General features: G+C 33.8%; 21 protein-coding genes. 4 read left to right on the top strand and 17 right to left on the bottom strand.

What is annotated here, in order from left to right:
* Window positions 1-57: 57 nt before the first annotated feature.
* From BW721_RS12220 to BW721_RS11285, 5 genes are all read right to left on the bottom strand, one after another.
* Window positions 58-183 carry a hypothetical protein gene (locus BW721_RS12220; protein WP_257787742.1) on the bottom strand — a complete coding sequence of 42 codons (126 nt, stop codon included), beginning with the start codon at window positions 181-183 and terminating at the stop codon, window positions 58-60.
* 217 nt (window positions 184-400) lie between these two features.
* On the bottom strand, window positions 401-1,099 hold the full coding sequence (locus BW721_RS11300) for a Crp/Fnr family transcriptional regulator (protein WP_076768557.1): 699 nt from the start codon (window positions 1,097-1,099) through the stop codon (window positions 401-403).
* 27 nt (window positions 1,100-1,126) lie between these two features.
* Window positions 1,127-1,426 carry a hypothetical protein gene (locus tag BW721_RS11295; protein WP_076768556.1) on the bottom strand — a complete coding sequence of 100 codons (300 nt, stop codon included), beginning with the start codon at window positions 1,424-1,426 and terminating at the stop codon, window positions 1,127-1,129.
* Between the two features lie 23 nt (window positions 1,427-1,449).
* The gene (locus BW721_RS11290) at window positions 1,450-1,683 is read right to left on the bottom strand and encodes a heavy-metal-associated domain-containing protein (protein ID WP_076768555.1); all 234 of its coding nucleotides are present in this window, start codon (window positions 1,681-1,683) and stop codon (window positions 1,450-1,452) included.
* Between the two features lie 462 nt (window positions 1,684-2,145).
* Window positions 2,146-2,784, bottom strand: coding sequence for an NAD(P)-dependent oxidoreductase (locus BW721_RS11285; RefSeq protein WP_076768554.1), 639 nt, complete (start codon window positions 2,782-2,784; stop codon window positions 2,146-2,148).
* A gap of 150 nt (window positions 2,785-2,934) precedes the next feature.
* Here BW721_RS11285 and BW721_RS11280 point away from each other — a divergent pair, with 150 nt between their 5' ends.
* Together BW721_RS11280 and BW721_RS11275 are read left to right on the top strand one after the other, a co-directional pair.
* Window positions 2,935-3,384 (top strand): Rrf2 family transcriptional regulator, encoded by a 450-nt coding sequence (locus tag BW721_RS11280; RefSeq protein WP_076768553.1) that lies wholly within the window; start codon window positions 2,935-2,937, stop codon window positions 3,382-3,384.
* Between the two features lie 22 nt (window positions 3,385-3,406).
* The gene (locus BW721_RS11275; RefSeq protein WP_076768552.1) at window positions 3,407-3,880 is read left to right on the top strand and encodes a GNAT family N-acetyltransferase; all 474 of its coding nucleotides are present in this window, start codon (window positions 3,407-3,409) and stop codon (window positions 3,878-3,880) included.
* Between the two features lie 88 nt (window positions 3,881-3,968).
* Here the strand turns inward: BW721_RS11275 and BW721_RS11270 are convergent, their stop codons facing one another.
* From BW721_RS11270 to BW721_RS11260, 3 genes are all read right to left on the bottom strand, one after another.
* Complete coding sequence (locus BW721_RS11270; protein WP_076768551.1) at window positions 3,969-4,355, bottom strand: GFA family protein; 387 nt, start codon at window positions 4,353-4,355, stop codon at window positions 3,969-3,971.
* Window positions 4,356-4,461: 106 nt separating this feature from the next.
* Window positions 4,462-4,914 (bottom strand): GNAT family N-acetyltransferase, encoded by a 453-nt coding sequence (locus tag BW721_RS11265; RefSeq protein ID WP_076768550.1) that lies wholly within the window; start codon window positions 4,912-4,914, stop codon window positions 4,462-4,464.
* Between the two features lie 22 nt (window positions 4,915-4,936).
* Window positions 4,937-5,470, bottom strand: a complete 534-nt coding sequence (locus BW721_RS11260) for a GNAT family N-acetyltransferase (protein WP_083686884.1) — start codon at window positions 5,468-5,470, stop codon at window positions 4,937-4,939.
* Window positions 5,471-5,592: 122 nt separating this feature from the next.
* Here BW721_RS11260 and BW721_RS11255 point away from each other — a divergent pair, with 122 nt between their 5' ends.
* Window positions 5,593-6,225, top strand: a complete 633-nt coding sequence (locus BW721_RS11255; protein ID WP_076768548.1) for a pentapeptide repeat-containing protein — start codon at window positions 5,593-5,595, stop codon at window positions 6,223-6,225.
* A 4-nt stretch (window positions 6,226-6,229) separates the two neighbouring features.
* A complete protein-coding gene (locus BW721_RS11250) occupies window positions 6,230-6,760 on the top strand; it encodes a hypothetical protein (RefSeq protein WP_156892249.1) in 531 nt (176 codons plus the stop codon).
* A 590-nt stretch (window positions 6,761-7,350) separates the two neighbouring features.
* Here the strand turns inward: BW721_RS11250 and BW721_RS11245 are convergent.
* The 9 genes from BW721_RS11245 to BW721_RS11205 all read right to left on the bottom strand — a co-directional run bounded on the left by BW721_RS11245 (window position 7,351) and on the right by BW721_RS11205 (window position 19,253).
* Window positions 7,351-9,117, bottom strand: coding sequence for a UvrD-helicase domain-containing protein (locus BW721_RS11245; protein WP_076768546.1), 1,767 nt, complete (start codon window positions 9,115-9,117; stop codon window positions 7,351-7,353).
* Window positions 9,118-9,128: 11 nt separating this feature from the next.
* A complete protein-coding gene (locus BW721_RS11240; RefSeq protein ID WP_076768545.1) occupies window positions 9,129-11,114 on the bottom strand; it encodes an ATP-dependent nuclease in 1,986 nt (661 codons plus the stop codon).
* A gap of 525 nt (window positions 11,115-11,639) precedes the next feature.
* Complete coding sequence (locus BW721_RS11235) at window positions 11,640-12,581, bottom strand: HNH endonuclease (protein WP_156892248.1); 942 nt, start codon at window positions 12,579-12,581, stop codon at window positions 11,640-11,642.
* A 1,261-nt stretch (window positions 12,582-13,842) separates the two neighbouring features.
* Window positions 13,843-14,463 carry an ATP-binding cassette domain-containing protein gene (locus tag BW721_RS11230; protein ID WP_227004635.1) on the bottom strand — a complete coding sequence of 207 codons (621 nt, stop codon included), beginning with the start codon at window positions 14,461-14,463 and terminating at the stop codon, window positions 13,843-13,845.
* A gap of 1 nt (window position 14,464) precedes the next feature.
* Entirely contained in the window at window positions 14,465-16,516 is a 2,052-nt protein-coding gene (locus BW721_RS11225; protein ID WP_076768543.1) for a hypothetical protein, read from the bottom strand.
* Window position 16,517: 1 nt separating this feature from the next.
* Entirely contained in the window at window positions 16,518-17,180 is a 663-nt protein-coding gene (locus BW721_RS11220) for a zf-HC2 domain-containing protein (RefSeq protein WP_083686883.1), read from the bottom strand.
* On the bottom strand, window positions 17,164-17,661 hold the full coding sequence (locus BW721_RS11215; RefSeq protein WP_076768542.1) for an RNA polymerase sigma factor: 498 nt from the start codon (window positions 17,659-17,661) through the stop codon (window positions 17,164-17,166). Before BW721_RS11215 ends, BW721_RS11220 begins: the two co-directional genes overlap by 17 nt.
* 152 nt (window positions 17,662-17,813) lie before the next feature.
* Window positions 17,814-18,257, bottom strand: a complete 444-nt coding sequence (radC, locus tag BW721_RS11210) for a RadC family protein (RefSeq protein WP_076768541.1) — start codon at window positions 18,255-18,257, stop codon at window positions 17,814-17,816.
* Between the two features lie 312 nt (window positions 18,258-18,569).
* Window positions 18,570-19,253, bottom strand: a complete 684-nt coding sequence (locus BW721_RS11205; RefSeq protein WP_076768540.1) for a hypothetical protein — start codon at window positions 19,251-19,253, stop codon at window positions 18,570-18,572.
* Window positions 19,254-19,580: the final 327 nt, after the last annotated feature.

Genomic DNA, 19,580 nt, shown 5'->3' with positions numbered 1-19,580 from the left:
TTCTTCAATAAGTAAAAAGCCTCTTATTAAAAATAGGAGGCTTTTGCTTATTCATTTTTATTTATGCAAAATAGGAGCTTTGCGCATAAACTTGCCGTCGTTAGGAGCAGTTGTTTTATGCTTTACTTTGCCGCTACTTTTTTTGCTAGCAATCAGTGCTTGCATTTTTTCTTTTTTATTCATGATATACCCTCTTCTCAATAACTACCTATGCCTTCAATAGTATAGGGGTAAAAAGTGGTCGGCGCAAGACAAACTTTATGTGAATCATCTTAACATTTTGACTAGTCCAATCTCGGTAAAATGTCGAGTAGAGGCATAAAAACGAGTCAGTCGACTAGAAAAACGCCTCATACCACCTATTCGTAGTGGTGTGAGGCGTTTCTTTGAGTATTGATTATTAACTATCAAGCAACAACTCATCTAAATCAACGATTTTAATGGTCTTTTGGGAAAGCTGTTCAATGAGTCCCCGTTCTTCTAAGTCTCTGAATTTGCGGCTGATGGTTTCGGGGGTGGTTCCCAGGTAGGAAGCTAAATCTTTTTTGGTCATGGGTAAGGTAACAGTTGGGCTATTGCCACTATCCTGACCAACATTCTCAGCTAAAAATGAGATAATGCGATTTTCAACCTGCTCAATTGCAACTTGGGTCGTTTGTTTTTCTGACTCTTTCAAGCGCATCGTCAGTTCCGATAGAATCTTCAATGAAATCTGCGGATAATCGACGAGATATTTTTGCAAATCCTCTCGCTTAATTAAGCAAACATCGGTATCTAGTAGAGCTTCGGCATAGTTTTCATGGCGGCTCGTTGCTTGAAAAATAGCTAATTCACCTGTAAAGTCACCCGGATTCAATATACGAACCAATTGTTCCTTGCCTGATTCCGACAAATGGTACATCCGAACTTTTCCCGAATGGATAATATACAACGTATCTCCCCCTTCGTTGGCTCGAAACAGGATTTCTCCTTTCTTCAAATGACGGGACTTGGCAGAACGGGCAATAATAGCCATTTGCTCATCTTCTAAATGATTAAAAATCGGTACAATCCGAACACAGGGTGCATGGTGGTGATGGCAGTGTTGGTCTTGATCCAAAATAACATCTCCTTTTTTTAAACAACTCTACTCATAGTATATTCTATCTAATTCTGACAACATCTCAACTGTTTTCTCATAGGTTTGACAAACATCGTCTGGAACACTGTAATCATGCGTAATCGTTCTAAGTCGATTAAATTCCTCATTTAAATAAAGCTGACCCTCTGCTACGTTTGTTATTTTTTGTCTCATTGTTTCAAAGAGCTCTCTTATTTCAAAAACCTCTGGATGATGGTCGCCATGCGCACGCTTAATCGCATGAGTATATAAATCTAGTGTCTCATCATATTGATTCATTTGGTTAATAACTGTTTTTTCAGACATTTTTCTCACTCTTTCCTTGTTATTTAGGCTGGCTTCAGTTTAGATTTAAGCACTTGATAACCTGATTTTTCAATGGCTTTTTCAATGTCAGCTAGTTCGATTAAGGCTGAATTGAAATCTAGACGTACTTTACTCGCATTAAACAGCACTTTAACACTGGATTGGTCAACACCTGTTAATCCCTTGACGGCATTCTCAATCTTTTGCATACAGGATGGACAGGCTAATGTTTCCAGTTGAATAACTGCTTTTTTCATGTGGCATTCTCCTTTATTTCTATCTGATAACCCCATTATAAATGAATTGAATCGATAAAAAATTGACCCGCATCAAGTTTGACACCTTTATTCACCGATACCGTAATAAGCGCATCCCATTTAAGATAACGACTAAGATACTAGCCTCATACACTACCATGCCAATCGACATCGTCATCCACCTCTTCAAACTCACCATCTGATCTTTGTTTTGCGGATAAGTCCGCCTTGGCCTATGAAAAAATAGGAAATTTGACCCTGAATTGTCAGGAGACTTCACGCTTCAGCGGGTTAGTCGAATGATATGCGTTAGCGAGCAGCGAAGCGCGCAATGGGGCAAATTTATCTTTTTTTCACTAGGTCAGGACTTGGGAGCTAGACATTGATGGCTGAACGTATAATCCCCTAGTCTACTAAAAAAACACTCCCAAAATCGGAAGTGTCTTCGTCCATATTCTCAATCTATTCATTCTCACCAACAACCGTAAAACGTTCATTGATGTGTTGTGAGTTTTCTATTTCATCCAAAACAGCAACAGCGTAGTCTGCATAGCTGATGTAGCTCTCCCCTTTTGAATTCACAAGGAGTTGGTCTTTGCCTGTTTGATATGATCCTGTTCTCTTTCCGTCTGCATCAAATACGGCAGATGGACTAATAAATGTCCATTTCACATCCGTTGTATTTTGGAGCTCAGCGAAGTTTCTCGCTTGTCCGTTTGCGGTTGGTTTAAACGCATCTGGAAAATCTGGTGTGTCAATGACACGAAGCGTCTTGTTTTCGTCTACATACAAGCTTCCTGCTCCACCAACGACAATGATTCGTGTATCTGTTCCCTTAACAGCTTCAATTAGAGCATGTCCTGCATCAACGTGAGCTTGTTCTTCACCGATAGGCGCACCAAACGCATTTACGATACTGTCAAACTGAGTGGTATCATTTTTTGTCAGACTATAAATGTCTTTTTCAATGACAGCTACTTCTGTATTTTTTACTTTCGTTTTGTCTCTGACAATCGCTGTAACTTCGTGCCCACGGGTCGCTGCTTCTTCTAGGATCAACTGTCCTGCTTTTCCGCTGGCACCAATAATTCCAATTTTCATGTTTCTTCCTCCCACTTACTTTTAGTACAAACTCTAACTTGTAATCATTATAGTTACAAGCTAGGGTGATGTCAACAAATCACGTTTTTTGCGCTATAATAGACTTGTAACTAAGAGAGTGACAGCTTTTTGATAGAAAGGAGACTGATTATGTCGATTAGCAGTAGATTTTCAGTTGGCATCCATATACTCACACTAATTGAACTTAATAAAGATGACATCAGTTCGTCAGAACGTTTAGCCAAGAGCGTTAATACCAATCCAGCTATGATTAGAAAGATTATGGGTATGCTAAAGAAAGCACATTTAATTAGCGTTCGCCCCGGTGTAGCAGGCGCTAAACTTGTAAAGGGACTAGCTGAGATAAGCTTGCTTGATGTTTATAAAGCCGTTCATGTTGTGAACGACAATGAATTGTTCAGCATCCACGACAATCCAAATCCCAACTGTATCGTTGGCAGAAATATCCAAGAGACAATTGATCCTATTTTTATTAGTGCTCAACGTGCGCTCGAACAGGTTCTTGAAACGACCACCCTTGATCAGATTATCGATGATGTTCTTAAAAATGAAGCACGAAAGGTTGAAAGTGAGCGCTAAGTATCGCTTAAGGAGATTGGTTATGACGATTCGAAAAATGAAAAAAGAAGATAATTCAAAAGTAAAAACCATTATACAACGCTCATTAGAATCACTTGGACTCGCAATTACTGGCTCAGCCTATTTTGACCCACAACTTCATGATCTGTACACTTATTATAATGATTTAAGCCATGCCAACTATTGGGTCGTTGAACAAGACGGCGACGTTGTTGGTGGCATTGGGATAGCGCCCTTCAATGGTCACACTAATGTTTGTGAATTACAAAAACTATATTTAAGCCCACAAGCACAAGGTCTCGGACTCGCCAATCAATTAATGGAAACTGCCCTAACATTTGCGGCTACGCATTATGATATGTGCTACCTAGAAACCATGCAGCAATTAAAAACCGCCTGTTTACTTTATGAAAAATTTGGATTCACATTGTTACAAGAACCCTTACCTGGGTCAGAGCATTCAGCTATGGATGCTTGGTATTTGAAGGAGTTCTAGAGGGCAATTATGTTTCGTTAAGATCATTTATTCCAAATCAAAAAGACACCTTGCCAAAAATTGGAAGGTGTCTTTAACGTATAATCGACTAACATTTTTTGATATTATTAACAACCACATAATAACACGGTTTATTGTCATAGTAGATTTCTTCAATCAATTTAATTTTTTCATCAGGTAAGTTTTCTATAATTGCTGGCGGGACAAAGTAGGCATTCATTGGTTTGTAGTGATCAAACAAACTTGTACCACACTTTTTACAAAATCCTCGAGTTGCATTAGGAGATGAATCATATGTCCCTAAGTTTTCTCTCGAAATATAAGTGATATCATCTTTAAATTCTAAACTGGCAAATCCAGTAGATCCTGTTAACTTACGACACATTGAGCAATGACAAACAGACATATTATAACTTGTTAAGCTAGCTTCAAATCTTACAGACCCACAAAAACATGAACAGTTATATTTCGACATATGCTTCACTCTCCTCAAGCTAAGTATATGTCATGCTTGTTTTAGTAGAAAGAGAACAAAATATTAAATCAGTTATTGAGGATAATGTCTGATAAGTAAGTATTTTTTATAGGTCTTGCGATAGACGGATCATATCCCTACACTGGATGCCATTTTCGACTATTTCCTCTTGATAATGTCTCATGAAAAAATCTATATCTATACCAGTTATTCTAAATCCAAATTTTTGATACAAAGCAAGTTGTCCGATACTTGAATTTCCAGTACCAATTTCAATTGTTTTATAACCTTTTCCCTTAGCTCTTTTGATTGCATCTACTACCAAGAATTTCCCTATGCCTCTACCTTGATATTTTTCTGCAACTGCAACATTCACTATCTCCACAGTTTCTGGTCTTGTAGGAAGTAATACATAAATTCCAATAAGCTGATTGTCACTTTCGGCAATATAGGACTCTCCTTCTTTTAGATATTCCTCAACCATTTTTGGAGACGGATCTGCTAACAATAACAAATCCATAGGTGGCTTTTCCTTATCACTTAATAATCTAATATCCATAGTGCTCTCCTCTATTTTTTCCCTAACCTTCACTGGACACAATCACTTCATCTTCAGTATTAAAGGCTACTTGAACAATTTGTTGTTCGCCATTTTTAAAGAATGTCTTATATTCCTGCATTCCTATTTTCTTCGCTACCTTTTGGGAGGAAATATTTTCAACTGTGGTATACGAAAAGACCCGAGGATATTTTAAAACACGAAACGAATAATCCTTACAGGCAGTAGCAGCTTCTGTTGCATATCCTTTATTCCAATAGTCCTTTATGATATGAAAGCCAATCTCTGGTACTGTTTCTTCTTCAATCGTTTGCATTGTGATGACACAATCTCCAATGAACGTTTCGCCATCTTTTAAAATGACAGCCCATAAACCGTGCCCATATCGTTTATAATTATCACGATTCCACTCAATCCACTTTTCCACCTTATTTTTGCTAAATGGTTCAGGATAGTATGTCATAGATTCTGGATCAGACAAGACCTTCGATAGTTCCTCTGCATCTTCTAAGACCAATTCCCTTAAATATAATCTTTCCGTTTCAATTATTTTCAATATGACCATTCCTTTTTGCTCTATAAGTTTAGCTCTTATAAAAAACAAGATTCTCAATCTGTTTAAAATGAAACGATTAATGTTAATATAGCATATATAAAACAAAGGCAGGTAGATACAAAATGAAGATTGATGCACCCAAAATCCCAGAAAATCTCACCGAGAAAAACTTTACAGCTATTTTTGACCAAGAAGAACCTTCTCTTGAAATGTGTCTAGTTACTGATTCAGATTTCGCCAACGAATCAGTTGGTCGCGTACAACTCTATAAAACAGTCATTAAAAATTGCCAGTTCACAAATACGGATTTCAGCCGAATTGATCTTACCGATGTACGCTTTGAGAATTGTGATTTATCCAACGCTAATTTGAGTAAGGCATCCATGAATCGCGTTGCGTTTCTGAATTGTAAATTGCTTGGCTGCGACTTAACTGAGTCTTATATCGGTAATACCCTATTTAGCGAATCTATTCTGAATATGGTTATCTTGAGTGACTCAAAACTTGAAAAGGTCATTTTTGATCATACTTCATTAGAAGGTGCCGATATTTTTGCCTGTAAGCTTAAAAAAGTAGATTTTCAGTCGTGTAATCTGAATGGCGCTAATTTTGAAGATACCCCCTTAAAAGATAGTGATATTAGTACATCCACTTTCGATTCCTTGCTTGTTTCAATCGAGCATTTAAAAGGATGTAAAGTATCCACATCTCAAGCCGTACAATTTGCGTCTTTAATCGGTTTAAACATTCAATAGAACGGTGCTTGCAACTCTTTACCTATCATCTGAACATTTATCACTTAAACCACGCGAAGTACTCGATGATGGAAAAACAGTGATGGATGGCGTGCCAGACGATTCCATTTGTTACTTGTACCCTGTTGGACTAGGCAGCTATAACAAGCATCCAAATGCCAACGATAAACAATTATGGGAATACCCTAAAGAGGAACTCATTGCTTTAGGTGACGATGCTAAAGACTTCTTTGTCGGAAATGCCATATTGCCTGTAGCAGCAGATGGTAATCTTTATCTGAATGATGCCTTGCCAAGTCGTCATGAAGCGGAAGCAACAGTCTATGAGAACAATGGTTTTGATATTACAACGGATCCAACGACTGGGGCTGTTAAGATTACAGTTAAAGACGCGGAATGTTTGAGCGGAACGAGCGTTGATTTAGTTTCCACTGACGTATTAGGCAAAAGCTATCATGCCGATATGGCATACGAAAAAGCTGATGGATTACCCTATAACTTTGATACTGACTTCTTTGGGAACAAGAGATCGTAGATAACGCCAGGACCGTTTGAGGTTGTGGAGGGTGTGGTGGTTGAGGTTTAGGGTTTTAGAGATTAATAGCGAAAAGACACTTCTTAGTTTAGATGGGAAGTGTCTTTTTGATATGGATGGATTGTGTTATTCAAAAGGGTTAACATAGTTAATATTTTGAAAATTGAGAAACTTTACGAGCTTTCTTAAGACCTTGTTTTTGACTTTTATAAATTATTAAATTAAAAATCATTACATGTTCTTTATAAAGCAAGAAAGTGACCGTCTATAATTAAAATAAGTTTCATTTACTTTCATTCTTAAGAAGGTTATTTAAAGTAGCGAATTAAGCAATGTATGGCTGTGCCATTCCTAATAAAATCAAACATAGTTACGAATACGATTCTCTATTTTGCGAGGGTTTCAAGTGATGTCAGTAGGAGTCAAAAGTTTAATACAAAAGGCTTACATTAAACTTTTTTACTTCAATTAAATTCAGAAATAGTTGGTGAAAAATTGGCGAAATTTCAACTAAAAAGGGGCAGCGAGAAAATAGTTTACTACTGTGAATTTTAAGTCGAATAAACTATGACAGAGTTAACATAATGTAATTAATCTAGATTTTGTGTTGTTTGATATAGTTTTTCCCAAAATACAGACGGATTTTTCTCATGCACATAATTGTTACCATACTTATTAATCCCCGATATAACTTTAGACCTTAAAAGGTAGCAGCCGTATTTCGCTCTAGTTAATGATACAAAAAAAACTCTTTCTTGCTCTCTGTATTCTTTTGTACCTTCCTTATGTAAAAAATAAGGAAAACTGCCTTCCTCCATACCTAACAAAGCTACTACTTCAAATTCTAGACCTTTTGAGCTATGACGTGTACATATAGTTACTTTATTTGAACTGCTTGTTTTATTACAAAACTCTTCTAAACTCATTTCTTTTGTTAGAACTTCCTCTTTAAATTGTTCATATTGCTTTTGTTCAATTGCTAGTTCTGATGAACTCAATAGCTCTTCAAATCCAATTGATGTATTAATAAAATTATACCATTCAGCTAAGTTATCTTGATACATTCTACTATCTTTTAGAACTTTGAACAACTTAAAGTAAGCATCTTTATCTCTTATTCTTTTATTACTTAGCCTTTCCCAATTTGAATACAAATCTTTAAAATTTGAATTATGATTAACATAATTTACACTTTTTATTATCCAACTTGCGGAATTTAGTTTCAAAAAATATGAACCTTCTATAAAAAATGGTATACCATTTTCAGAGAAAACTTCTGCCAATTCATTGATTTGATTATTTGTGGCAAGTAAAATACATACTTCTTCTAACGATATTCCTTTTTCTTTTAAATTTGGTATTAAATCGTTAACTAAATACATATATTGACTTACCATATTCTCTTCACATTCAATAAAGAAAAATTTAGAGTCATAATCAGAAGTAACTCCTGATTCGTATTCTCGATTGTCCATATCCAAAGCACCTAGTGTTTTATCAATTAAATATTGTGTTGTCCTATAATTTCTCTTTAATTCAAATTGTTTAAATGATGGGTTATCGTATAATTGGTAAAATAAATCTGGATTAGCTCCTTGAAAACTATATATAGATTGATCAGGATCTCCTACGATAAAAAATTTAATTTTTGTTTTTTGACTCAGTATTAACACTATTTCATGCAATCCTTGTCCTAAATCTTGATACTCATCAATTAAAATCCATGGAAATTTTGCTTCTATACATTTACGAATATATTCATTTTCATTTATTAATTTTAAGGAGTCACTAACTATTAAAGAAAAATCACTATAACCACTCAACAATAATGTGTTTTCGTAATCAATAATAACTTCGATCTCTTCTTCTGATACTTTTTTATGCTTCTTTATTGGAGAATGGTATTCACTTCGTAAAATATCGAAGTCATTTAATGAAATTGTTCCGAGATTTTTCTTTTTTAAGCATTTATTTAAAATAATTTTCCTAGTCTCATCAGACATTATTTTTAAAGGAAATGATATTTGACTATTGCTTAAGTCACCAAAGGGAATGATTATTTCTTTTAAACAAAAGGAATGTATAGTGGATAAAACTACATTTTTTCTAACAAACACTCCTATCTCTGCTAACTTTTTTGAAAAGTGATTTGTTGTTGCATTGCTGTAAGTAATACAAGCTAATCCTCTTGGATAAAAAACCTTCTCTGATAAAATCTTCTTAATCTTCATAATAATAACAGTTGTTTTTCCACTCCCAGGACCGGCTTTAACAATTGCATTACCTTCGTATTCATAAGCAGCAGATTGATATGGATCGGATTTAATTTTTTCTAATAAATCAAAATATATTTCCAAAAATCTCCCTCCTAAATTGAATTTTCAATATATTCAATCGCTTTCTTGATATAATTAGGAATCATTTTGTTGTTAACAGACAATGATAAAGTCTGTGCAAATCTTCCTTTACCAATTTTCGAAGTAGAACCTTCAATTGCCTCTAAACATTTATCAAAATCCATATTATGAAAATTTTGTTTAAAATTTTCTTTATGGACATCTTTCCCCTCTGTTAACTCATTAAATATGGATATAATAATTTCATTATGCATCTCGTCGTGTGCCTGTTTGAATATATCTGTTTCTAACGTATTATCTCCCACAAAAATCCCTGTTTTATCCAATAAATCACGTACTTCTTCAAAGTTTTCTGGGAATTCTTCTTCCTTAGCTTTCCCTAATCTAACTAATAGAGTTTCCATTCTTTCTTGACCTTCATATCCTCTCATCGGAGCCCCAGCATGTTTAAAATCCATTTTATGGAATTCCTTTTTCTCTTTAGAAGGTAAATAGTAAAAATCACCGTCTGTAATAATTGCAGTAGGAATACCCAGTTCTTTTAAGAATTTATAATAAGGCAAAAAATTTGTAGAATTAATATTACAACAAATAATTCCTCTTTTATCGAAATCATACCCTAAAGCTTCACCAAATTTTGGAATCAAATATTCTTCAGCAATACCTTCTACCAAAATAACTCCTTTGCCAAAATAAATATCTCCTCGGTTTACATCTATGTATCTTTGTAAATCAGCACCTTCTCTATCACTAAGCTGTATATTAACAGTACTATTAATAATAGTACTGTTACCCTTATTGCTAAAATGTACAATACTTTGTATAGGAGCAATCGAAGCTATATGTGGAGAGTGAGTTGTAAATAGAAGCGGGATTCCTCGAGAAAATATCTCTTTGTAAATAGTTCGTTGAAGCGTTGGGTGTAAATGAGCCTCCGGTTCTTCAACTATAAGTATAGTAAATCCATGAAATCCTTTATTTTGATAATAACTGTCCATAAAGCTATATAATTGCTTAAAATCCTCAGTTGCAATATCATTATTAATCAAAAATTTCCCATTTGTATCTTCCGTATAACACTTTCCTATAATGTCGGAATTTTCTTCTTTATCTAATGTTAATTTTGTTTCGTTTAATAAAATATAGGGAACAGTGTTATCTTCTACAGATAACAACAATAAAGTTATATACAGAAGATTATTTATACCTAAACTAGTATCACTAAGGCCTCTTTGTTTTTCCCCTAAAACTATCCTTAGAGTGCTCAATAGCTTTTCAGATGGAACGTCCGTCAAACTGAATGAGGCTGGCAAATCTATTTCACTTGAAACTATATTATTAAATTTTGAATTTACCATATTTAATAAATGTTTTACTTCTTCTAAATCAAGTATTGTAGAACTTACATTTTTAAGCTCTTCAGTAATTAAATTTAGTTCGTCCAAATCAAACTGATAATTTTTTAATAATGTATTGATGGGAGATTTTCTGATGTTTCTTATTTCCTTTTCTGTATCCCTCAATGCAGGAATTACTTTAGCGTTTAAGTATTTTCTTTCTCGATAACCAAAGGGCAGATGTTCATTATTCCCTTGAAAAATAATATATTCGTATTCTTGTTTTCCATTATCCTTAACCTGAGGAAAATATCTATATGTTAGTTTTATAGTATTAGGGTTATTGGAAATACAAGCATCACTAAGCATAGCAAACAACTTATTGTTTTTTTCGTAATTTTGTATCTCAATGGATATTTCAATTATTTCTTTGTTATCCATAGGATTTAAAATGCTTTCATTAAAATCACATTCTTTTAAATATCGTTCTTCCTCAGAGAGCGAAGGATCCAATATTAATTGAATAGCTTTTATAAAATTTGATTTCCCTACATTATTTTCTCCAATCAACAGATGTTGTCTTGACAAATCTACAGAAACGCTTTTAAAATTTCGGAAATTTTTTATAGTAACTTTTGAAATAAACGGCTTGTAATTCATTTAAATATTTCTTCTCCTTTCAGGGTATATAATTCACAATGAACTAAATTTGATTCTTATTTATTTGTTTTGTTTCAAGTAATCGAGAACTATATAGCTTTCTTAGAGAATGAAATAATCTTACAGATGTTTTGTCTTCAACACTTTAGATACTGAAAAAATTTGAAAATATAAAAAAATTTCGTAATAACATTAATGCGTTAAGGTTAATATATTTATGATTTTATCTTGATTACTTCTCTATTTTCTTTAATTGGAAATACAATTTGAATATACCACAAATGACCTTATTATTTATCTGACTTAATTTTACAACTTATATTATCAAATAAATCTTAGCAACATAGTATCTAATTAATATTATTATGTTTTTCATTAGATCATTCCCACCCAATTATAAAATGAAGCAGTTGAGTCTATTTCAGTTGATTTATATGGAGTGTGCTGCCTGACATCTATAAACATCTTAAAAACTTATTTCAATTCTCTATTGCTAACGTAATATATTAAATAAGTTATTATTTATTAGTTCTTCAAATAAATACTTGTATTATGATAATTAATAAATTCCTGATTAATAATGTGCTTAGCTATAGTATTTAATGAATGTATGTCCAATTTTATAGCTCCATAATCACACATGACATGACAATTTGCACAAACAATAAGTATATTATCTGAAGTATCAGGACCAAAATGAGGACCACCAATAGGCTTAATATGATGCCCCTCAGAATAATAATTGTTATCACTTAACTTTATTTGGGTTCCACAAATCTGACACCTATGATTATGTATGATTTTTAAGTCCGCTATTAGATTGCTATCTCTATTTATTCTATACATAACTTGTTTTTTCCTTGACGGATGATTTACTTCTACATCTTTGAGACTTTTATTTAAATAGCAATATACGCTATTCAAAGAATATTTTTTATTAGTAACATCCTTTTTTCCTTTGTATGGAAAAGCTTCATTTAAATCTAAAAGTCCCTCCCGATATAATCTATAATTCTCAAATATAGTGAGTATATCCTTTTCATTAAAATTATAGTTTTTAGAGTATTTAAGTATTCTTTCAGAGAGGACTTTAGTTCGGCTAGGATCATCATAAGTAATTTCACAGTACGGTATCAATTTGTATAAAAACTTTTTATTCTTGTCAAAATTCAGTTGTTTTTTTAATATAGACTCTCTCAACTGGTATTTTTTAATTTTTTCTATAACTTCTTTATTTAATAACATTCGATCAACAATAGGCATATATAATCCTTTTTTAACAACTGTATCTTGAAGAAAATATTCCTCAGGATAAAAAAATTTAGTTTGTCGAAAATAATAAATATAATTAATAATCAACTCAATAAAATCTGAATTATCATAAATGAAGCCAAATTCCTTTTGCTTTTTCATTAAATTTGAGCATGCTTGAAAAATCAGATTTTCTTGATTTTCTTCAGATGCCATTCGGATCTGTTCACATAACTTGTAGATATTATCAAAAAATATTTTGTTGCCCAATTTAGTCCCCAATCCTCTCGATACTATTTTACATTTTATAAAAAATTATCACAGTAATGATAATTTTGGATACTTTAATCAAAAACATGATACTATATCCAGTAAATTAGTTGGTCTTTATTATCATTACTTCCTCATGAAACTTCCATTCTTCTTTAAATTTTTTCTGATTTAATACCTCCCTTATTATTTTCAGTGTAATCAAGTCTTACTCAGCATATCCGTTAATATTTTTAATAATAACACATTTTTGAGATAAAATATTCAATTATTTTATCTCAAAAATGTGTTATAATTTTAATCAATCTGATACTTGTCTAAGCTCTACACGATTTTTTAGAATGATGATTCAATATTATAAATAACTGCAAATCTTTCAACGATAATTTAGATATACCCATGACTCTCTTCTTTTTAAATAACATACCTAGTTTAAAATGTATTCAATACAGTTTGAAGCACGAAGATATCCAAACGACCATTAACAATTATAGTCGTGTAATAAATATAAAAGCTCTCACAAAAATAAAAGTGGACTTTTTAGTGGACTAAGTCGTGTTTAAATAAAAAAAGACATTTCCCAAATAAATGAGAAATGCCTTGAACTGTATAATTGAATGGTACTCGATTTCTGCGAAATCTCCGTCCCATACTGTATCCGTAAGCGAATGAATTCGCAACGGCTGCAGCAATTAACGTTTTGAGAAATATACAGGTAAATTCTAAGTGTACCTAATCCATTGGAATCCCTTTATATCAACGTTTCATGCATTTTCAAATTGATGAAAATGTATGAAAAAGGATTGAAAATGATATTACTTGAACCAATTTGAACCAAAATGATGCTAGTTGAATACAATCATCCTAATTCAATAACATAATAACGTAAGATAAACAAACTTATTTCTAGTAAAACATTTATACTTATCGGTTAAATCTATTAAAGCTACCAACCAAATTTGAATCGATGACTCTTCCTTTACCATGATAATTAGTTAAATCAATATTTTTAGAGAATCAATTGAACATAAACGACTTATACACCATGAAGTCATCACTGAAAAAAGGGGAACAGTTACATACATTTCTAGAAGTTTCTCCAGATCGCTTGTATAAAGGATATAGTGCTGATTGTAAAATACAATTATTAGATTTCCGTAAAAACCTGTTTTATATAAGAATTTAATTAATTTTCAAATCTTATATACTACAGCTTAATCAATCGATCACCTGACTGTATCAAACTTGTATCATGGGTGACCATTAGTACAGTTTTTCCTTCACGATTTAATTGGTGAAGAGCCTCCATCACCATCTGCCCATTTTTGTGGTCAAGCGAGCCCGTAGGCTCATCTGCCAAAATAAGCTGGCAATTTTTCAGACGTAGTCTAGCTAAAGCGATCCGTTGCTGTTCACCGCCAGAAAGAGCATATACCTTCTGCTGCAATGTATCTTCCAGACCAACTGTCTCAAGAGCTTCTTCTATGGTCATATCCGTTTTTCCTTTCGGATGGACCATTTCCAAGTTTTCTTTAACTGTTTTCTGTTCTACCAAAGCAAAGTTTTGGAAAACAAAACCTACCGTATCTCGATAGTACATTTTAAGATTTTTCGTATCTGTAATATCCAGGTCATTGACTCTGATGGTGCCAGTAGATACAGGTTCTAACCCACCAATCATATTTAGCAAAGTCGTTTTGCCACAGCCGCTTTCACCAGTAATGATTACAAATTCACCCTTACCAATACGGCAATTATAATCATCAAAAACAACCTTATCTTCAAATGATTTACCGACATCATAACATTCAATAAATGTTTGTTCCAAACTAAATTCCTCCCTTCAATACCTTTTGGATTTGTAAGCAATCATTTTTTCGGGTCAAGTAGAGAAGAATGCCGATATCTAATAAAAAGACAAGGATACTTCCCCAAGCTAAATAGTTAATCATGCCAATATTTAAGATTGATGCACAAACGAGTGCACCTACAAAAGAAAGTCCACACAAAATACTGGTCAAAAGGAAAAAATTTTTAAAACGCTCAAATAAAGAAAAACCCATTACTTTTTTAATCGTCAGTTCCCGAGCATTCGATTCATAAGCCATTCTTAGTGCAAGGATAGAAATTTGGACTTCCAAGATAAGGACCAGGACTGTTAGTATAACAGCTATCAACAGACTTCTATTTTGCAATGACCATAGACCAGCAAACCAATTTTCTACATGAATAACTGTGAATTCTACTAAGGGTGACTTGATGGCTTCCCCGGAAATTAAATGGCTGAACTCAACAATTTTTTCTGGTTTGTGTTTCAAAGTTGTAAATTGCATGAGATAGGCAAAATTGTAGGCAATGAACCCATTGGGATGGTCGGCTTCTCTTAATTCATAAGTTACAGGGTAAACCGGCAATGCTCCATAGTCATAGGTATCCAACAAAATAATTGGATTTTTAATCTTGTATGAGTACTCAAGTTCCTCATTATGGCCTTCTGCAATGACAGACAGTCCCTCTTGGTAGGTGAATACACCTGCCAAGTTATCTGTATCTAAGCCAAGGATATTACCAACTTCTAGGACCTCATTTGCAATTTCAGATTGATTTGCACCTTCAGGAACCAAAATATAATTGCCCTCATTTTGGTTAAGGAAATCCCACTTCGGAATCTGGTCCTTATAGGGCACTAATCCGGATAAATTAGCAAATGTATATTTGTCTCCCCATTTTGGTGAAACCTCGGCATGAGATTGATAACTTACTAGAGATAAACCGAGTTCACGATAACCATATCGCATGAAATTATCCCGAACTTGATCATCTGTACTAAGAGGAGGAGTATTTTCAAAAAATCCATCTCCAAATTCCATTTTTTCATAGTCATAAGGATAATCAATATCGATATGCACACGATTAGAGTTTGTCGAATAGTAGTCTTTTTGTTGATAAAGCTTGATGCCCTCAACTAGTAAAAGAATTGTAACCGATAATACAATTGCCGTTAGAATTGCAATGGCTCCTTTGATGACAAGACTGATTCGCAAAGCTTTTACTGATGAGGCAACAGATTTGATTTGTAAGTGTTTTCCGATTCTCATACCTAACGCTATAATTAAACCATTACTAAAAATTAAAATTAAAAACCCTATGAACGATACGTTCCACCTAAACAAGGAATTCGTAAATGGCAATAATAATACCACCGCTGCAAGAGCGGCAATACTAAATCCGACGGTGTCTGCTATAAACTTTTGAATCATTATTCGATTTGAATCTGCACCTAAAATGATTCGAATATGTTGCTCTTTTTTGCTATAAACGATGTCGTAATAGGTGAGCAATAAGGTGGTTATGATTAACATAAACCAAAGTGCTGCCACAACTTTTTCTGATACATCCAGCATTGGGCTATTTTGAATACTACCAGAGTACTCGACCATCTCAGGATACACCATTGGAAAGAGATGCTCTGCCGTTTGCCCGATATACCAAACGTTCTGTAATTCTTTCTCTGTTGTTTCGGCATAAGGCTTGAATACAAATGTTGTTTTTCCAGAGAAGAAAGAAGAGGTTGTCCCTTGCTCAATTCCCCAATCTGATTTTAAATTTTGTTGAACAGCTTCATTTCCGTATACCGTAATCGTACGCGAAAATGCTCCTCCATTTTCCTTCTGAATCGTAAAGGCTTCTGCTTCATATTTCTCTGCTTTATCTAAAATCGTTTGACGCATCTCATCTTCTGAATCCCCGGTTTCTAAATAGTAAGCAACTTGCACGTAGCGATCTTGAAAGTTTTCAAGAAAGAACGTATGACTTTCTCCGACAAATAAAAATCCAGCGAGAAACAGAAAAAACGCAATCATTGTTTTGGCTTTGGTCATATTATTTCTCCCACAGCAATTCAGCATGCTCTATGACAGGTTCCCAATTATTCCCTTGGTCAAATATTTCCATCGAATCAAAATCTGCGTAATAAACAACATCGATATCATCTAATGATGCTAAAGAAAATATAAAATCTTGCTCGTTTCTAGAATCCTTTCCATTAAACAACTTCTTGGTAGGAGAACTTGAAATGGTTTTCGTGTAATGTAAAAAAACAGCCCTTTTTTCTTTACCGTCAATTTCTACTGTTAAGGGACCGGCAACATGAACACTATAATAACCTTCTCCGTAATAGTGAGAAGCAAGTCGGCCATCATCCTGCAATTCAATTTGAACGAGAGAGTCCGAATAAGGGATAAGCGTGTCATGATGGAAGACAAGGTAATTAGCTCCAAACAGTATTAAACCTGTCAGTAGAACGGATAATCCTGAAACCATCAATTTTTTATTGCGCCATTTCCTTTTTAAATTTTTAATCATGGGGACTTCCTTCTCGACTGGAAGATATAGCTCCCGTTTCATAAACGCAACTTCTTTTTTGCATTCCTCGCAGTGCTTCAAATGTTCTTCAACCATTTCCCGTGTATCATCACTGACAACCTCATCAACATAAAGGGGTAAAATGTCCTGAATGATATGGCAGTTAATCTCTTTCATCATTTATCGCCTCCGTATACTCTACAATTTGTTTTCTTGCCCTGTGATAGGTCACCCTGGCCCATCCAGAACTTTTCCCAAAGAGCGCACCAATTTTCGCAAAGGGTAATTCTCCAAACACTCGTAGCGAAAAAACTTCTTTATAGGGTTCTGCCATCGTGTGAATGAATTGGTGGATGACAAAGGCATCTTCTTCGTTCGTTAAACTATCTAGCAGGGTGACCCCTGTATCCGGTACGTCATTATAAGAATCAGAATGAATCAGTCTTTTGTTTTTTTTGTGATGGGAAAAATACGTATTTCTAGCAATAGTAAACAGCCAAGCCCGGATATCTTTGGATCCATCGAAACGATCAATGGACTTCAATGCTTTAAAAAATGCTTCTTGTGTGATTTCTTCAGCTAAACTTCTATTACCGCATAAGGATGTTGTAAACAAATACACATCCTGAAAGTAGAGGTCATATATTTCCTCAAATTCCATGCCTTTTCACCCCCTTCACTCTATTAACTCCCGAACTTCAATTACGTTACAAGTTTTTTGTAGATATTTTTATAAAAAACTACTAAAGCTTACATTTATTAAATGACAAATACAAATATATCTTGAAGAAAAAAGGGAGTTGTTTCTCCCTTTTAAATATAGCCTCTTTCTTTCAGGCTAGTAAAACTGTTATCACTATTTACTACTAAGTGATCAAGCACTTCGATGCCTAGTAACTTTCCAGCCTCGACTAATCTTCTTGTAATGTTAATATCTTCCGTCGATGGTGTAATATCACCGCTTGGATGCTGATGTGCAACAATGACACTTGCTGCATTATTTAGTATTGCTGATTTAAACACTTCACGTGGATGTACAATCGAAGCATTCAACGAACCAACATGACAGCGATGAACTGCGATAACATTGTTTTTCGTATTTAAACACATAACAAAGAATACTTCACGATCATCACGACCTATAAAGCGAGATGCTACCTTTGCTCCATCTTCTGGACTACGAATAATGTAATCTACTCCTTCTTCTGCCTCGCGAATAATTTGTTCAATGCGAACAATCTCTAAAATAGTTTCCATGTAGATCAACCTCTCTATGAATTTTTGACCTTTTTGGTCACCACATAGAAAATTTCCGCATCGATTAATGTCAAGTGGCGTAAGTAGCAAAGCTATCAAGTGATTCGTATATGTTTTGGGGAAGCCCAATGAATTAGGGTGCGTTAAAAGCGTCATTTACTTTCTTACGCACCCTTATCCTACTTGGCTGACTCATAACATCCGAAGAACGAAGACCCTTTACATAATCGATAATTCGTCTCCGCTTTATAGACGAATTAGAAGATTATAATTGGGGGAGCTGAAAAGGAAAAACGACAATATATTCTATGTTCAAGTGTTTTTTATTTCATTAATAACGCTATTCTTCAAATAGTTTTTTCTATCGAGTCTGAAACCTATCGGACCTTCATCACCCTCAATCATTTCGAATGGTTCTGCATAACCATGAATAAGTTCTCCATTTGTAATCCATTCTTCTACATCCTCATTTATCTTCTCTTTATCAAACAACTCATCAACGAGTGCATTAATGAACTGCTCTTTGACTCTTACCTTTTCCTCTTCAGTTATTGTAGGAAATCTATTTTCTTTTCTAAGTGCATATTCAGTTATAATAACTCTTTTGTCATAAACACTTTTAGGCACTTCCTTATCCGACCATCCCATAAGCACTTTATTTAAACTAACCCAATCTTTATCAATCATTGTTTTACGATCACTATTAAGCAGTTTTTTTATTCTGTCCGACCTAAATTCAATAATTTCTTCTACAAAATCGATTTGGTATGTTCTATTTTTATTTCCACCTCTTAATTTATCATAATATACAGATATATCTTTTCCTTCATCTTCCTTTTCATCATAAAACTGTTTAAGATAACTACGCCATGTATCTGCAGTTACCAAATGATCGTCCTCGTTTTTCCCCTCAAATGTGTAATTAAACTTAAAGTCAATCAAATGTAATATTTCATTAGTCGTTAGATACTCTTTGTTCAGAATTTCTTCATACATACTATCTACCTCTTTCAATTTTACTTATATTTTAACACGAATAAAAAGAAATAACGATAAAACATATTGAAAATCTCCAATTTAAAAGGGATTCAGATGTTTTATGAAATGCCATATAATAATATTATCAGGAAACAAATACTGATAAATGGCTATATAAACTCAAAAAGGAGGTGATTATCTCGCTATACAAAGTGCTTAAAACTGATACACAAGATTGGTCATATGTACACGCTCCAAGTATCACTAATTTTTTGACGGAATATCAATGGGCATTACGAGAAAAACTCGTTTATAGCAGTATTAAACTGCTAAAGAGTTACAGAC

The sequence above is a fragment of the Jeotgalibaca sp. PTS2502 genome, assembly GCF_001975685.1.
GTDB classification, from domain to species: Bacteria; Bacillota; Bacilli; order Lactobacillales; family Aerococcaceae; genus Jeotgalibaca; species Jeotgalibaca arthritidis.
Note: the sequence above shows the minus strand (reverse complement) of the source record. Positions and strands in the feature narration are given on the sequence as shown.

Bases quoted from the DNA above. Each gene is read 5' to 3' on its own strand.
- BW721_RS12220 (WP_257787742.1), bottom strand. From the start codon at position 183: ATGAATAAAAAAGAAAAAATGCAAGCACTGATTGCTAGCAAAAAAAGT.
- BW721_RS11295 (WP_076768556.1), bottom strand. From the start codon at position 1,426: ATGTCTGAAAAAACAGTTATTAACCAAATGAATCAATATGATGAGACA.
- BW721_RS11290 (WP_076768555.1), bottom strand. From the start codon at position 1,683: ATGAAAAAAGCAGTTATTCAACTGGAAACATTAGCCTGTCCATCCTGT.
- BW721_RS11285 (WP_076768554.1), bottom strand. From the start codon at position 2,784: ATGAAAATTGGAATTATTGGTGCCAGCGGAAAAGCAGGACAGTTGATC.
- BW721_RS11280 (WP_076768553.1), top strand. From the start codon at position 2,935: ATGTCGATTAGCAGTAGATTTTCAGTTGGCATCCATATACTCACACTA.
- BW721_RS11275 (WP_076768552.1), top strand. From the start codon at position 3,407: ATGACGATTCGAAAAATGAAAAAAGAAGATAATTCAAAAGTAAAAACC.
- BW721_RS11270 (WP_076768551.1), bottom strand. From the start codon at position 4,355: ATGTCGAAATATAACTGTTCATGTTTTTGTGGGTCTGTAAGATTTGAA.
- BW721_RS11265 (WP_076768550.1), bottom strand. From the start codon at position 4,914: ATGGATATTAGATTATTAAGTGATAAGGAAAAGCCACCTATGGATTTG.
- BW721_RS11255 (WP_076768548.1), top strand. From the start codon at position 5,593: ATGAAGATTGATGCACCCAAAATCCCAGAAAATCTCACCGAGAAAAAC.
- BW721_RS11240 (WP_076768545.1), bottom strand. From the start codon at position 11,114: ATGAATTACAAGCCGTTTATTTCAAAAGTTACTATAAAAAATTTCCGA.
- BW721_RS11235 (WP_156892248.1), bottom strand. From the start codon at position 12,581: ATGGCATCTGAAGAAAATCAAGAAAATCTGATTTTTCAAGCATGCTCA.
- BW721_RS11225 (WP_076768543.1), bottom strand. From the start codon at position 16,516: ATGACCAAAGCCAAAACAATGATTGCGTTTTTTCTGTTTCTCGCTGGA.
- BW721_RS11220 (WP_083686883.1), bottom strand. From the start codon at position 17,180: ATGATGAAAGAGATTAACTGCCATATCATTCAGGACATTTTACCCCTT.
- BW721_RS11215 (WP_076768542.1), bottom strand. From the start codon at position 17,661: ATGGAATTTGAGGAAATATATGACCTCTACTTTCAGGATGTGTATTTG.
- radC (WP_076768541.1), bottom strand. From the start codon at position 18,257: ATGGAAACTATTTTAGAGATTGTTCGCATTGAACAAATTATTCGCGAG.
- BW721_RS11205 (WP_076768540.1), bottom strand. From the start codon at position 19,253: ATGTATGAAGAAATTCTGAACAAAGAGTATCTAACGACTAATGAAATA.